This is a genomic window from Streptosporangium fragile, assembly GCF_039534445.1.
Lineage (GTDB): Bacteria > Actinomycetota > Actinomycetes > Streptosporangiales > Streptosporangiaceae > Streptosporangium > Streptosporangium fragile.
This window is the reverse complement of record NZ_BAAAVI010000054.1, coordinates 1-14,624: the sequence shown is the minus strand read 5'-3', so window position 1 is coordinate 14,624 and position 14,624 is coordinate 1. Positions and strand designations below refer to the sequence as shown.

Annotated in this window: 12 protein-coding genes; 6 read left to right on the top strand and 6 right to left on the bottom strand. The window is 72.6% G+C overall.

Annotated elements, in window-relative coordinates:
- Position 1: 1 nt before the first annotated feature.
- Positions 2–1,048 carry an NAD(P)/FAD-dependent oxidoreductase gene (locus ABD841_RS29170; RefSeq protein ID WP_344978497.1) on the top strand — a complete coding sequence of 349 codons (1,047 nt, stop codon included), beginning with the start codon at positions 2–4 and terminating at the stop codon, positions 1,046–1,048.
- Here the strand turns inward: ABD841_RS29170 and ABD841_RS29165 are convergent.
- The 3 genes from ABD841_RS29165 to ABD841_RS29155 are packed head-to-tail and all read right to left on the bottom strand — an operon-like array spanning position 1,032 to position 2,889.
- Complete coding sequence (locus ABD841_RS29165) at positions 1,032–1,685, bottom strand: hypothetical protein (protein WP_344978495.1); 654 nt, start codon at positions 1,683–1,685, stop codon at positions 1,032–1,034. The two genes, ABD841_RS29170 and ABD841_RS29165, sit on opposite strands and share 17 nt — an antisense overlap.
- Positions 1,682–2,521 carry an AfsR/SARP family transcriptional regulator gene (locus tag ABD841_RS29160; protein ID WP_344978493.1) on the bottom strand — a complete coding sequence of 280 codons (840 nt, stop codon included), beginning with the start codon at positions 2,519–2,521 and terminating at the stop codon, positions 1,682–1,684. Before ABD841_RS29160 ends, ABD841_RS29165 begins: the two co-directional genes overlap by 4 nt.
- Positions 2,522–2,550: 29 nt before the next feature.
- Positions 2,551–2,889: a hydroxyisourate hydrolase gene (locus ABD841_RS29155; protein WP_344978491.1), complete on the bottom strand. Its 339-nt coding sequence runs from the start codon at positions 2,887–2,889 to the stop codon at positions 2,551–2,553.
- 261 nt (positions 2,890–3,150) lie between these two features.
- Between ABD841_RS29155 and ABD841_RS29150 the strand changes: the two genes are divergently transcribed.
- Positions 3,151–3,294 (top strand): hypothetical protein, encoded by a 144-nt coding sequence (locus tag ABD841_RS29150; protein WP_344978489.1) that lies wholly within the window; start codon positions 3,151–3,153, stop codon positions 3,292–3,294.
- A gap of 361 nt (positions 3,295–3,655) precedes the next feature.
- A complete protein-coding gene (locus ABD841_RS29145) occupies positions 3,656–6,823 on the top strand; it encodes an AfsR/SARP family transcriptional regulator (protein ID WP_344978487.1) in 3,168 nt (1,055 codons plus the stop codon).
- Positions 6,824–6,873: 50 nt separating this feature from the next.
- On the opposite strand, the gene ABD841_RS29140 is transcribed toward ABD841_RS29145, so the two are convergent.
- Together ABD841_RS29140 and ABD841_RS29135 are read right to left on the bottom strand one after the other, a co-directional pair.
- The gene (locus ABD841_RS29140) at positions 6,874–8,514 is read right to left on the bottom strand and encodes a DUF885 domain-containing protein (RefSeq protein WP_344978485.1); all 1,641 of its coding nucleotides are present in this window, start codon (positions 8,512–8,514) and stop codon (positions 6,874–6,876) included.
- Between the two features lie 177 nt (positions 8,515–8,691).
- On the bottom strand, positions 8,692–10,587 hold the full coding sequence (locus tag ABD841_RS29135; RefSeq protein WP_344978483.1) for a heparinase II/III domain-containing protein: 1,896 nt from the start codon (positions 10,585–10,587) through the stop codon (positions 8,692–8,694).
- A gap of 375 nt (positions 10,588–10,962) precedes the next feature.
- On the opposite strand from ABD841_RS29135, the gene ABD841_RS29130 reads away from it, so the two are divergent.
- The 3 genes from ABD841_RS29130 to ABD841_RS29120 all read left to right on the top strand — a co-directional run bounded on the left by ABD841_RS29130 (position 10,963) and on the right by ABD841_RS29120 (position 14,113).
- Positions 10,963–12,039 carry a helix-turn-helix transcriptional regulator gene (locus tag ABD841_RS29130; protein WP_344978481.1) on the top strand — a complete coding sequence of 359 codons (1,077 nt, stop codon included), beginning with the start codon at positions 10,963–10,965 and terminating at the stop codon, positions 12,037–12,039.
- Positions 12,040–12,479: 440 nt separating this feature from the next.
- Positions 12,480–13,289, top strand: coding sequence for a hypothetical protein (locus ABD841_RS29125; RefSeq protein WP_344978479.1), 810 nt, complete (start codon positions 12,480–12,482; stop codon positions 13,287–13,289).
- Between the two features lie 194 nt (positions 13,290–13,483).
- Entirely contained in the window at positions 13,484–14,113 is a 630-nt protein-coding gene (locus tag ABD841_RS29120; protein ID WP_344978477.1) for a hypothetical protein, read from the top strand.
- 76 nt (positions 14,114–14,189) lie between these two features.
- Here the strand turns inward: ABD841_RS29120 and ABD841_RS29115 are convergent, their stop codons facing one another.
- Positions 14,190–14,480: a VOC family protein gene (locus ABD841_RS29115; protein ID WP_344978475.1), complete on the bottom strand. Its 291-nt coding sequence runs from the start codon at positions 14,478–14,480 to the stop codon at positions 14,190–14,192.
- Positions 14,481–14,624 lie beyond the last annotated feature (144 nt).

Sequence of the window (14,624 nt, the reverse complement as noted above, 5' to 3'; positions counted from 1 at the left end):
GATGCCCAGAATCGCCGTCGTGGGCGGCGGGATCGCGGGGGCCATGCTGGCCTGGCGCCTGTGCGAGGTCATCCGGGGGACCGCCGTCCACCTGTTCACCGGGGAGCCGCACCGGTGGGCCGACGCCAGCGCCGCCTCCGGCGGGCTGACCAGGGCCTTCGAACCCGACCCCGCCCTGTGCCTGGAGGCCGCCGACAGCCTGGTCGAGCTCCAGGCGAGCCCGGTGCTGCGGGAGTGGGCGTCCTACCGGCAGACCGGCTCGGTGTACCTGCTGCCCGCCCTGGGATCGGGCACCGCCGGCCTGGTGGACCTGGTGCACAGCCGCATCCCGGGCTCGATCTCCGTGCTCACCGCCGCGGAGCTCGGCGCCCGCGGCCCCTTCCGCGGGCTGCCGGAGGGCAGTGTGGCCGTCGTCGAGAAGCGCGCCGGGTACGTCTCCCCGAACGGGCTGCGCGACCGGCTCCTGGTCGAGCTCGCCCGGTCGGGCGCGTTCGTCACCGACGGGCAGGTCGACGCTGTCACCCGCGACGGCGAGGTCCGGCCGGCCGGGGGCAGCCCGGTCAGGTTCGACGCCGTCGTGGTGGCGGCCGGAGCCTGGACCCAGAACCTCCTGGCGCGCACCGGCCTGGTGGACGGGGGACTGCGCACCAAGGTGATCCAGTACGTGCTCGGGCCGTCCGCCGGGGCGGGTCCGAGCGCGTTCGTCGACGAGACGTCCGGTCTGTACGGCAGGGCGTACGCGCAGGGCAGGGTCCTGCTCGGGCTGCCCACCGACAGGTGGGACGTCACCCCGGGGAGCGTGGCGGCCGACCCGGCTCTCACGACCAGGATCCTGGACGTCGCCGAGTCGCGGATCGGGTACCGGCCGCCCCGCGGGAAGGTCAGGAGCGTCGCGGCGGTCGAGTGCTACCACCCCACGGGCGGCCTGTCGCTGCGCCCGCTGGCCAGGGGCGTCTACACCTTCACCGGGGGGAGCGGGGGCGCCGGGAAGACCGTGCTGGCCGCGAGCCGCACGGCCGCCCGGAGCCTGGTCAGGCTCCTGCGGTGAACGCCAGGTAGCAGTAGTCGTCCAGCATCTTCGCCAGCGGCCGCCCCGGCCGGCCCAGCTCCGCCGCCAGCGCCTCCCCGCCGAGACCGGACTCGGCGAGGAGGCGCCGCGCCCATTCCCGGCCCAGCCGCAGGTGCGCGCGGTAGGCGGCGGCCGTACGCGCCCCGTGCAGGGCGTCGGCGATGGCCGCGTCCCAGGGCATCAGCGCCCGCGGGCGGAGCGCGTGCAGCATCTTCGTCGCCGCGGTCGGCCCCAGCGAGCGGGGTCGTGCCCCCGGTGCCGCCGGCATCGCCGCGAGCTCCGCGTAGCACTCTCCCAGCAGGTCGATCTCGGCGTCGGCCAGGCCCGCCAGCGCGGCGTCCGGGCCGGGCAGGTGCCCGCCCCAGCGGGCCCACCACGCGGCGGTCTCCGCGCAGAAGACGTCGCGCTCGCCGTCGCGCGGGTACCGCAACCGGCAGCCCCAGGCGTTCAGCCAGGCCAGCAGCGCCCGGCGGTGGGCCGGGAGCGCCGGATCGATCCGCGGCCCGGTCGCCAGGAGCAGCCGCTCCCAGGACCTGTCGGCCGCGGTGTAGCGGGCGAAGTCGCCGACCGCCGCGCGCAGGCGCGCCAGGTCGGGTCCCCGGTCGTGAGGCGTCATGGCCGCAAGCCTGGCACAGGCGGCCGGCTTCGGCCCCGCATCAGCGCGGCGAGCAGCCGCTCGGTCCGTTCGTCCGGCTCGATGCCCAGGTCGTTGCGGAGCCGGTGGCGGTACAGCTCGTACCAGCTCAGGACGCGGCCGAGTTCGCCGAGTTCGCCGTGCATCATCATCAGGGTCTGGTAGGCGGCCTCGTGGTAGGGGTCGACCTCGATGGTCCGCCGGCACCAGTGCATCGCGGCCGGCCAGTCCTCGCGCTCCAGCGACTCGCTGCGCAGCACCGAGAGGGCGCGCAGCGCGGTGTCCCGCATCCACTGCCGCTGCTCGTCGATCCAGTCGCCGGTCTCGCCGGCGAGGAAGTCGCCGGCGTACAGGTCGGCGGCGCGCTGGAAGCACGCGAGGGCGCTGTCGTGGTCCTTGGCCACCCACGCCCTCCGGCCGCGGTCGAAGGCCCGCTCGAACTCCTCGATGTCCACCCACGCGCCGTTCGTCCGCAGCAGGTAGCCGCGGTCCTGGTGGAGCAGGGTGAACCCGTCCCTGTCCTCGAACTCGGTGAGCACCCGCCGTACGGCGTGCACGGCCACCTTGAGCGAGCTGGAGTTGCGGTCGCCCCTTTCCGGCCACAGCACCTCGTAGAGCCGGTCGCGGTGGACGGGCCGGTCGCGGTTGACCAGGAGGTACTGGAACAGCGCCCTGGCCTTGCCGGCGCGCCAGTGCGACACGGACCGCCCGTCGACCTCCAGGCGGAACTGGCTCAGGCAGCGGGCCACGACCGGAGGAGTGGCCCCGTCCTGGCCGGGGTGCCGGAGCCCGGGCTCCGCCGATTGCTGAACAAGCATGATCGCTTCCCTTGGGAGAACGGACTCCGTCAGCCGTGTACGCCGAAATACGTCGAATAGGAGTGAGGCGTCAGCACGACCTGGATGTGGTGGGGCGTGTGGTCGTCGTGCATCCGGAACAGGACCGTGATCTCGGGGTAGGAGGCGGTCATCCCGAGTCCGGCGAAATAGAGGTCGGTGACGAACACGAGGCGGTAGAGCCCGCGTTCCATGTGCTTTTCCGTCCATTCCTCCACGTTTCCATTGATGTCGGTCTCCGCTTCGGAGACCGGCTGCCAGTCCGTGCCCACGGCTCGCTCCAGGCGAGCTCGGACACCGGCCGCGGATCGGCCGTAGACGCCGTCAAGTGCCTGCGTGGCGATGCTCATGGTGAGAAGACCCATCTGTCCGGTCCGGGGCCCCGGCCTGTGCTGTCCGGCCCCGGGTCCCATCAGGGTCCACCGGCGTGTTATCGGCCCGCCTTCGCCCGGCTATCCATCGACCGCGCCGGCCGGCCCGCCGCGGCGGGCCGGCCGGATAAGGGGTCGGAAGGAATCAGATAAAGCGCGGATGGCGGCCCTCAATACGTTTTCCATGCAACCAGGCGAACGGCGGTCAACGGCCACCGGGAAAACAAAGAGGTGTATGAAATGCGGAACTCCGACATCATCCGTCGCATCGTCACCATCGCTGCCATCTTCGGGTGCGCCGCGCTCGTTCCCGGCCTCGCGCCGACCGTGGCCGCGGGGAGCCCGCAGACCGTCGTGCTCGCCAGCAACACCCCCTGGGGCTGATCCAGTGCCCCCGGCGCTCGCCGGGGGGTGGGGTGGTCCGCTGAAGCGGTCGGAGCCGTCCGAGGCTTCCGGCCGCTTTTTCGCGTATCAAACCCGCCGTGTCTCCGTGATTCGGGTCAGACCATTACAAACCCCCCTGGTTCTCCCCCGGGGGACGCTGTATGATCCCCGGTCAGATAGTGATTCATTCATATAAGGTCGCTTCTCATGATCAATGGGTCATATGTTCAGGATGGTGAGAGGTCGGCCCACGGACGTGTTTCCGTATAACTCCATGCAAAGATTGGACGCCTGACGCGTCTCTTACACCAAAACATGCGGTTAATTCCCGGCGGGCCGCGCTTTCTGTGAGGAGATGCGGGTGGAGTATCGGATTCTCGGTCCGCTGGAGGTCGCCGCCGACGCCCAACGGCTGGACCTGGGAGCGCCCCGGCAGCAGGTCGTCCTCGCCTGCCTCCTGCTGGAGGCCAATCGCATGGTCACCATCGGGCGCCTGACCGACGCGATCTACGGCGAGGACCTCCCCTCCACCTCGCGCGCGCAGGTGCAGATCTGCATCTCCTCGCTGCGGCGGCTGTTCACCGCCCACGGCAGCCCCGACGTCATCGCGACCCACCCCCAGGGCTACACGCTGCGGGTCGCCGACGGCGAGCTCGACGCCCAGAGCTTCGAGAACCTGATCAGGCAGGCCCGCCTGGCCAAGGACGAGCGCCGCCCGGAAGAGGCCGTCGAGCACTACCGGGCCGGGCTCTCCCTCTGGCGGGGCCCCGCCCTCGACGGCCAGGAGAGCCGGCTCGTGCAGGCGGCGGTGAGCAGGCTGACCGAGCGCCGGATCACCGCGACCGAGGACTGCGTCGAGCTGGAGCTCGAACTCGGCAGGCACCACGAGCTGGTCGGCGAACTCGGCGAGCTCGTCGAGGAGCACCCGCTCCGGGAACGGCTGCGCGGCCAGCTGATGCTCGCGCTCTACCGGTCGGGGCGCCAGGCGGAGGCGCTGACGGTGTACCGCCGCGCCCGCCAGACGATGATCGACGAGCTGGGCATCGAGCCCAACGAGAGCCTGCAGCAACTGGAATACGCGATCCTCACCTCCGACGAGAGCCTCGACCTGCCGCGGCGGCAGCCACAGCGCCAGGAAGAGGCGGTGGTGACGGCCCAGGCCCCGCCCGCCCGCCGGACCGTCCCCCGCCTGCTCCCCACCGACATCGCGGACTTCACCGGCCGGATCAAGCTGGTCGAAGCCATCCGCCGGCAGCTCGCGTTCGCCGCGGAGGACCCGCAGCGGCTCGCCGTACCGGTCATCGCCGTCGTCGGCAAACCGGGGATCGGCAAGTCCACGATCGCGGTGCACGTCTCGCACAGCGTCGCCGGCCGCTACGAGGACGGCCAGCTCTTCGCCAACCTGCACGGCGGAGAGTCGCATCCGCTCGGCTCCGGGCAGGTGCTGGAACGCTTCCTCCGGGCGCTGGGCGTGCCGGGCACCGCGATCCCCGACGGGGTGGAGGAGCGGGCGGAGATGTACCGGGCGCTGCTCGCCGGCCGGAAGATGCTGATCGTCCTGGACGACGCCAGGAGCGAGAGCCAGGTGCTGCCCCTGCTGCCGGGCAACTCCGAGGCCGCCGTGATCATCACCAGCCGCGGCCGGCTCGCCGGCCTGCCCGGCGCGGTCCACCTCGACGTGGACCTCTTCGACTCCAGGCAGTCGGTGGACCTGCTCTCCCGCATCGCGGGCGTCGAACGGGTGCAGGCCGAGCGGGAGTCCGCGGCCGCCCTGGCGGAGCTCTGCGGGCACCTCCCGCTGGCGCTGCGCATCGCGGGCGCCAGGCTCGCCGCCCGCCCGCACTGGACGGTCGACCAGCTGGTCGGCCGGCTGGAGGACGAGACCCGCAGGCTCGACGAGCTCAAACACGGCGACCTGGGGATCCGGGCGAGCATCTCACTGACCTACGAGAGCGTCAGCGAGGACGCCCGGCGGCTGTTCCGGCGGCTGGCCATCCTGGAGTTCCGGCACTTCTCCGGCTGGGTCGCCGCCGCGCTGCTCGACCGCGACCCCGCCGACGCGCAGGACCTGCTCGACGACCTGGCCGACACCCAGCTGATCGAGGCGGTGGACGCCGGGTACGGCGTGCACGGCCAGTACCGCTTCCACGACCTGATCCGCGTGTTCGCCCGCGAGCGCCTCGCCGCCGAGGAGGCGGCCGCGGACCGCAACGCCGCGCTGGAGAGAGTGCTCGGCGGGCTGCTCTTCCTCACCGCGGAGGCGCACCGCCGCGAGTACGGCGGCGACTACGTGCAGGTCCACAGCGACGCCCCGCGCTGGCCGCTCCCCGAGCGGCTGGTCGAGCGGCTCGTCACGGCCCCCCTGCCCTGGTACGAGCGCGAGCGGCTGACGCTGGTCGCGGGCATCCGCCAGGCGGCGCAGGCGGGATTCGTCGAGCTCTGCTGGGATCTCGCGCTCAGCGCCGTGACACTGTTCGAATCGAGGATCTACTTCGACGACTGGCGGGAGACCCACCAGGTCGCCCTGGCCGCCGCCCGGCGGGCCGGCGACCGTCGCGGGCAGGCGGCGATGCTCTACTCGATCGGCTCGCTGTACATCGCCGAGCAGCGGTTCGGCGACGCGCGCCGCGACTTCGAGGCGGCGGCGCAGCTGTTCCAGGACGCGGGGGACGAGCTGGGGGTGGCCCTGGTCATCCGCAACATCGCCTTCCTGGACCGGATGAGCGGCCGCCTCGACGACGCCGTGGAACGGTACCGGCGCGCGCTGGCCATCTTCCGCGGGACCGGCGACCAGGTCGCCTCCGCCTACGTGCTCCACAGCATGGCGCAGATCAGGCTGGACTGCGACGACCTCGACGAGGCCAAGCGGCTGCTGGTCGAGGCGCTGGAGCTCAGCAGGACCGGCGGCAGCCGGCGGGTGGAGGCGCAGGTCCTGCACCGGCTGGGCGAGGCCCGTCTCCGCTCGGGGGAGCTCTCGCTGGCGGCCGAGGCGTTCGACCAGACACTGACGACCGTGCGCGCCGTCGGCGACCCGACCGGGGAGGTGTACGCCCTGCACGGCCTGGGCGTCGCGCGGCTGCGCGCGGGCGAGCTCGACGAGGCCGCCGGCACGCTCCGCCGGGCCCTGGAACTGGCGAGCACCGCGGGGGAACGGCTCGCCGAGGCGAGGGTCGTGTTCGCGCTCGGCGAGCTCGCGCTGGCCTCCGGCCAGACCGAGCAGGCCATCGGCCGCCTCCACCAGGCCCTCGGCCTGTTCCGCACGATCGACGCGCCGCTCTACGAGGTCCGCGTCCTGGTGATGCTCAGCGAGGCGTACGGCGCCGTCGGCGAGCCGGAGGCCGCGCGGAGCGCCTCGGAGGAGGCGCTCCAGCTGGTCGGCACGATGCCGCCCGCGGTCGCCGACCGGGTACGCGCGCAACTGGCCGGTTCCCCGCCGTACGACCCGGGCGGTGACCGTCCTCCCACGGCCCGGGTGGTGACGTCCTTCCACGAACCGGGCGGTGACGGCGTGGCCATGGCCGGCAGGTGAAGACGGGCCGGCCGGGGGCGTCCGGGCGCCCCCGGCCGGCGGCGCCGGGGTCAGCCGATCCGGCGCAGGGCGTCGGCCAGGCTGGACAGGCCGACCGGTCCCAGCTCCAGCGCGGCGGTGTGCCAGGCACGCAGGTCGAAGGCGGCACCCAGGCGTCGCCTGGCCTCCTCGCGGGCCTCCACCCAGGCCCGCTCGCCCAGCTTGTAGGCGATGGCCTGGGCGGGCCAGCCGAAGTAGCGCACGACCTCGGCCTCCACCCGGTGCGGCTCGCAGCGGCCGCGCTCGCGCAGCACCTCGCAGGCCTTCTCGAAGGTCCATCGGGAGCCGTCGGGGAGCGGCAGGTCGAGGTGGACGCCGAGGTCGATGACCACCCGGGCGGCGCGCAGGGCCGACCAGTTGAGCATGCCCAGCCGGGTGCCGGGATCGGTGAACCAGCCCAGCTCGTCGGCGAGCCGCTCGGCGTACAGGCCCCAGCCCTCGCCGTGGCCGTCCACCCACGAGACCCTGGCGAACCTGGACAGGCCGTCCCCGGCCATGCGCATGGCGCCGAACTGCAGGTGGTGGCCGGGCACGCCCTCGTGGAAGATCGTGGTCAGCTCGCTCCAGGTGGCGAACCGCGTCCGCCCCCCGACCGGCCACAGGGTGCGGCCCGGCCGGGACAGGTCCTCACTGGGCGAGTTGTAGGAGGCCGCGCCGGAGGTGGAGCTCACGTCGACCTCGGCCACGATGACCTGCAACGGCTCGGGGATGTCGAAGTGGGTGCCGTGCAGTTGCTTGATCGCCCAGTCGTGGCGCTCCTGAAGCCACGCCTGGTACTCCTCCAGGGAGTCGACGGCCTGGGTCCGGTTGAGGATCTCGGTCGCCTCCTCGACGGTGGCGCCCGGCTTGATCCGCTCGACCTCGGCGGCCATCTCGGCCCCGATGCGCTCCAGCTCGGCCCAGCCCCACTCGTACGCCTCACGCAGGTCGATGTCGGCGCCCAGGCTGATCCTGGCCGCGACCGCGTAGCGCTCCGGCCCCACCGCGTCGACCTCGGTCGCCCCGGGCGCGTACTCCTCACGCATGTAGCGCGCGACCTCCGCGTAGGCGGCGTGGGCCGCGGCCGCCGCCCGGACCAGTTCCTCCTTGACCGGCCCGTCGCCGTAGGTGGCCACGAAGGCGTCGTGCGCCGGAGGGGTGTCGCCCTCCCCGGCGAACTGCGCGGCCTGGTCGGCCATCGCCAGGGCCTGCCTGCGCGCGCCCCGCAGGCCCGCGGCCAGGCCCGCCTCCAGGCTCTCCCGCCAGCCGGCGAGCATCGCCGGGATCGCCGCGAGACGGGCGGCGACGTCACGCCACTCGTCGTCGTTCCCGTGGGGGAGGAGGACGACACTGGAGCGCACCCGGTAGGGCAGCCCGTAGGGCGCCGCCACCCAGCGCAGCGGCTCGCCCAGGTCGTGCCAGGCGAGCTCGGCCTCCAGCCGCTCCCGCAGGTGGGTGGCCGCCCGGACATCCGGCTCCCCGGTCGGGACCAGGGCGTCGAGGCGCTTCAGGGTCGAGCGGATCAGCTCGGCGCGGGCGGCGCTCCCCGCCGGGCTGTGGTCGGTGGCGGCGACGAACTCGGACACGATCCCCTCGGCACCTGCCGCGATCGGGTCGAGGGCCGCCCAGCGGGTGACGTACTCATCGCAAAGCGCAAAGATCGGAGTGGTCATGTCCGAAACCTAAGACGGCCCGGCATCCGTTCCCCATCGCTCTTCTATCGGTGCCGCCGGGAGGGCGGGCCCGGGGGGATGGGCGGCGGCGCGGGGAGCCCGCCGGGCGCCGGCCGGGGCCGCGAACCGCCCGGCCCCGGCAGGGAACCCCGGTCCGTCACGGGCCGGAGGACGACGTCAGGACGTGGGCAGCCGGAACCTCGCGCGGAACCGGGCCTGCCGGTCGTACCCGCGCAGGAGAAGCACGCCGAGGGGGCGGCCGGTCGGGTTGCCGTCGGCGACGGCCGTGTAGACCTCGAACCCGTCGGGCACGGTCAGCACCAGGCGCGGGGAGCCGTCCACGCTCCACGCGCCGCGGAGCCGCCGGTCCGGCGGGATCTCGAGGCGGCACGCGTCGCGCAGCCAGTCGTGGCCGACGTCGCCGCGCAGGCGCACGGGCTCCCCCGCGCCGGCGCCCTCCGGCGTGAACGCGCCGTCCCCGTGGAAAACCCATTCGATGCCGCCGGGCCCGGCGAGCGCGGCGGTGTGCTCGTCCGTCCAGCCGTCCTCGTCGACCGAGACGGCGCGGCGGAGGACGTGGCCGTCCCAGGCGGACTCGGCCACGAGGTGACGCTCCGACGATTCGAGGAGCCGGCCCGCGTGCTCGGGCTGCCGCCTCCCGTCGACGATGACGAGGTTGTGCGCGACGGGTGAGCGCATCCACGTCGTGAACTCCGACCCGTAGCCGCTCGTCCCGAGATCGAGGCTCGACCACCCGGTGGCCGTCTCCACGTCGACGTTGAGCTTGTCCCGGTGGTCGTGCCAGCCGCTGTCGGGGCCGAACCGCATCGCGAGCCGCACGCGCGTGGAACGGAGGAGGCCGATTCCGGCGTGCGGCCACACGAACGAGCCCCCGTTCCCGGCGACCGCCGCCGGGGCGATGTCGTCGGGGCCGAAGACCAGGGCGGCGACCGATGACCGGCCGGTCAGTTCCGCCGGCGCCGCCGAGGGTGACTGGGCGCCGGACCACAGCCGCACCGGCGCGGGACGCGGGCGCGTGTAGTACGGCGCGAGATCGACGGGCTCCTCCGGCACGATCGTCCAGGCCGCCTCGGCCTGCGGGGCGAAGTCGCCGACGTAGCACTCCGGCCAGCCGTCGCCGTACGCGGGCAGCCGGGTGTCGGAGTAGGCGAGGTGCGGCGGGGCGGTGATGGCGCGGGAGAGCCGCAGGGCCGACTCCGCGGAGAGCCCGGCCGGTCCCGCCGCCTCACGGTAGGAGAGCAGTGCCGAGACGGCGTAGTAGTGGTAGTGCGGGTTGATCTCGTACCAGAGGCCCTCGGGGTGGAAGCCCTCCCGGATCTGCGCCTCCGCGCCGAACTCGCTGTCGCGGCACCACGCCAGCAGTTCCTCGTCGCGCAGCCGGGCGGCGCATTCGGCGAGGGCCGCGACGAGCCAGCAGCGGATGTTGTGGATGAGGCCGAACTGGGGGCGGAGCAGGTCGGAGATCACCCGGGCCGTGTCGTCCACGGCGGCCGACGTCGCGGGCGTCAGCACGTCGCCGGCCCAGCGCAGGGCCCGGAGCAGCCCGACGGCCCAGACCGCCTCGTCGAGGCACTGGGGCTGCACGCGGCCCTGACCGGCGTTGGCGCCGTGCGGCTCGTAGGAGAGGTAGTCGCGGGAGTAGGTCGCGAAGATGCGTTCGAGTTCGCCGCGGGCGGCCGCAGTCTCCCGGGGGTCCTCAGACAGGCGCACCAGCAGGGCGGCCCGCTGCGCCTGCGCCGCCACCGCGTTGTGCATCTTCGTGCGCCACGCCCCGTCCCAGGGGTCACCGGTGTAGGTCCTGCCGCACTGGGGGCAGACGTGCCGCTCCGGGGTTGTCACCCCGAAGGTGAGCGGCGCGCCGTCAGCGTCGCAGAAGTAGGTGTGGGCCCACGCGGACTGCCCGTCCGGCCCGGGGATGACGAGGTCGCGCGCCCAGCGGGAGAAATCCTCCCGGACCGCGGCGAGAACGCCCGCCGCCCACGGTCTCGTCGCGACGCGACGCCGGACCCGCGCCCAGTCGGGGGAGTAGGGCGCGTTGCCCCGGTCGGTCATGGCATCTCCTTCGCGCGCGAGGCCGGGGGAAACCGCGTGCCCGCACCGATCCCGCGGGGCCGACGAGGGGAACGGGGCTCCGTCACGGTGGGCCGCGCGGAGAACCGGTGCCTGGAAAGCGATTTCCATACCTTACGGCATGCCCCTGGGGCGGTGATGGCGGGCCTCGCCGGGGTCCGCCGCGGAGCGCGGTGGGCGGCACAAGCGGACCTCAGGAATCGGCCAAGTGCCGTCCAAGCGCTCCTCGTCATGCTGCTGTCGGTCGGCAGACGACAATCCCGGCGACCGGCACCGGCCGGCCGGTCCCGTCATGATCAGGGCTGCGCGGGCCGGGCTCCCGAGCCGGCCGCGGCGCTCTTGGACCGAGGAGCACAGGTGAAGGAAACCGAGAACTCCCTCCCTCAGGAGCATGGACTTTCCCCGGCGGCGATCGATCTGTACCAGTGGGTCGTCCGGCGGGGAAGGATGCGTTCGTCGCAGATCGGCGAAGCGGCTCAGGACCTGTCGCTGGATGTCGCCGACGTCGAGTCGGGACTCAGGGACCTGGAGAGGCTGCACCTGCTGCGCCCCGCGCCGGGACAGGCCTCGGTGCTGGTCCCGTCGAGTCCGGAGGCGGCGATCGCGGGGCTCGTGACCCCGATCGAGATGAAGATCATGGAATGGGAGAAGCGCACCGAGGGCCTCAAATCCCAGCTGCTCGCGCTCAACCCCGCCTATTTCGAGAGCCGCCAGGCCCGGAACGGGCGTGAGGCCATCGACGTCCTCACCGACGCGGACGAGGTCCGCGCGGTCCTGACCCGGGCCGGGCGGAAATGCTCCGCCGAGGTGTTCAGCGCCCACCCCGGGAGTTTCTCCGGAGAGGCGATCGGGAATTCGCTCCCCCACGATGTGGAACTGCTGGCCTGCGGGGTGAAGGTGAGGTCGCTCTATCAGCATCCGGTGCGCGTCAATCCCGTGATGCGTGATTTCCTGGCGCGGAGGACCGAGGCCGGCTGCGAGGTGCGCACGTGCGGGGAGATCCCCGACAGCATCGTCATCTTCGACCGTGAGGTCGCCTTCATCCCCGGCGGCTCCGAGCCCGGCGGCGCGCTCCTGCTGCGTGAGCCCTCCGTGGTGGGTTTCCTGCATCGCGGACTGGAACTGCTCTGGTCGTCGGCGGCGCCGTTCGTCCCGGACGCCCGGGTCGATCCCGGATACGGCGTCGCCAGAGGCGGGCTCAAACGGACCATCCTCCGGCTGCTGGCGAGCGGCGCGAAGGACGAGCTGATCGCACGGCGATTAAGCATGTCGCTGCGGACCTGCCGCCGGCACGTCGCGGAGATCATGGAAGAGCTGCAGGCGACGAGCCGTTTCCAGGCCGGAGTCCTGGCGGCGCGCGGCGGGCTGCTGGAGCGGCGGACGCCCGAGGAGCGGGACGAGGCGGCGTTCTGGGAGTCGGAGGCCACCGCGTGACCGCCGGGAGCCGATCGCCCCGTGGACGGAGCGCGGGTGAGACCCCGCGCGATCGGCCCGAACGGGCGGGATCCCCGGGAAACGGCCCGGGACCACCGGAGGACGGGGCTCCCCTCGCAAGGCTCCGGGAACGCGCCGCCGCACGATGGAGCGATCCGCCGGGGAACGTCGGGGGCCGTCGGGGAATGTCGGGGAATGTCGAGGAACGTCGAGGAACAAGGTGCCATGCAGTTTGCTGACGGGGCACCGCCGTTGTCCCGCGCCCGCCCGGTTCATCAGACTCCGGAGTGCACGGCCGGTCCGGAGGGACGGCTCCAGCCGTCCGGCGAGGGGCGCGAACCGGCCGGCGCGTCGCCGCCGGGCTGCCGGCCGGACCGGGGCCCTCGGGAACACCCGGGAGCTCGGCCGAGGCGAATACCGGGAACCATGGGGGAGGATCTGTGAACGCGCCAGGGACCGGACATCCGTCCCCCTATCACTTTCGCGAGGACCGACGGTACGAACCTGAGGACGTAAGCGCGTTTGGACTCCTCCCGGCGGACAACGGAACCCGCTTCACGGTTCTTCTGGCCGGTCCCTTCGGACCCCTGCCCGACGCGTGCCGGCGTCTGGAGTCGGTCGTCTTCAGCGAGACGTACGGCGATCATCGTGATCTGCTGGCGGCGGAATACGCCGCGCACGAGGAGAGCAGCACCTTCCTCGCGGTCGTCGATCGCCGGCAGGGCCGTCTCGCCGCATGCATCAGGCTGCTCAGCGGCGTACGTCCCGGCGATCTGATCACGGTGAGGGCGGTCCTGGGAGACGCCGCGACGGACGACGACATCCGGGCCCACCACGAAGGGTTCCGGGCGACGAAATGCTGGGACCTGCGCCTGCTGGCCGTGACCCCCGGATATCGCGGGCGGACGTACGGATCCCCCGACGTCCCGGGAGACCTGACGCCTTACACCGGCGTGGGAATGATGCTGTACCACGCCGCCTACGCTCTGGCGCGGCACCGCGGCATAGAGCACTGCGTCACGATGATCGATCAGCACGCTCACCGGGTCATCCGGGCGATCGGCATGCCGATGGAACCGTTCTGCGGCCGGCCGCCACGCCCCTACCAAGGGTCCGCCCAGGCATACCCGAGCTACATCCACGTCCCGTCCGTTCCCGTGGTCATGTGCGAGAAGGCCCCCGCCGCCAAGCGGGTGATGTGCGACGGCGAAGGCCTGCGCGGTCTCTGCGGCTTTCCCGAGCTCGACTGAGGCGCGCCTGTTCCAGGGCAGATCGGGTGCCGCCGTGCGCCGTGGAGAGGGCCGTACGCCCCGGAGAGGGAGGGACTCTTGACGGCGGACCCCGGACGACCTGCATCGCGTCATTCCTGTGGACTCCCCACCGTATTTCCATGAATCCGTACGAACAAGCGCACGTAGAAAGCCGACCGAAGGGAAAACGGCCCATGTCAGCCCTCGATATGCTGCGGGAAGAAAACGACCGCTACATGAAGACCTTCGGCGAGAGCGCGCTCGTGAAGCTCGTCCGCTCATGCGGAGGCGACGGAGCCGCGACCGTCCGCGCCCGCATCGCCGATCACCTGCAGGTCTGGTCGGACACGTTCCAGCGGGTCATGCTGGTCCGCGCGGCGCTGGAGACGGAGGAATCGCTGAGCCGCCTCGCCTCGGCTCATCTCCTGGAGGAGATCGGGCACAACCGGCTGCTCGCGGAAGGGCGCGACGGCCGGGACGCCGAGTGGGACCCGGTGGTGGCCGCGGCGTCGGCGTGGTTCGTCGACCGGATGACGATCTCGACCGCGGATGAGCGGATCGTGCTCGCCCACCTGGTGCTGGAGGGCAGCGGCCTGGTGTTCCTCGGCACGGCGAGCGCCGTCTACGGTGAGAGCGGATACTTCGGGCTGCACAGCGAGGCTGATCAGGAGCACCTGGAGCTCGGTTACCGCGCGCTGGGAGAACGCGCGGGCTGGCGCCCGGAAGACGTCCGGCGCGTGCTCGACGAGGGCTGGCAGGTCATGACCGCGCTGTGCGACAGAATCGCGGAGAGGGCCGCTCCCGTGACGGGCCGCACGTCGTAGCCCGCGAATCTTCGCGCGGGCCGCACGCCGTGGCCCGCGAATCTCCGTGGCTGGGCGAGGCGCGGTCACGACCGGTTCAGCCGCCGGTGTGCACCTCCACGGCGCGTCCGTCGGGGTCCCGCAGCACGCGGCGCCCGGCGGGACGCCCGGCCGACTCCTCGACGGCGAACCCGAGCCGTAACGCGCCGGTCTCCCGGCCTGCCCCGGCCGGGTAGATCTCGAAGACGGTGCCGTCCGGCAGGACGGCGGCGTGGTGGAGAGGCCCGTCGCCGTGCCGCTCGGGCCGGAAGTCCATACCGAGTGAGGCGTAGAACTCACGGCACTCGTCCACCCGGGTGGTGTAGATCACAAGAAGGTTCGGCCGCATCGGATCATTGTGGGGCGCCCGTGCTCCCGGTGTCGTGGCCGGTGACCCGGGAAACACGAAACCCCAGGTCGTAAGACCTGGGGTGACGGTGAGTGGACGATACTGGGATTGAACCAGTGACCTCTTCCGTGTCAGGGAAGCGCT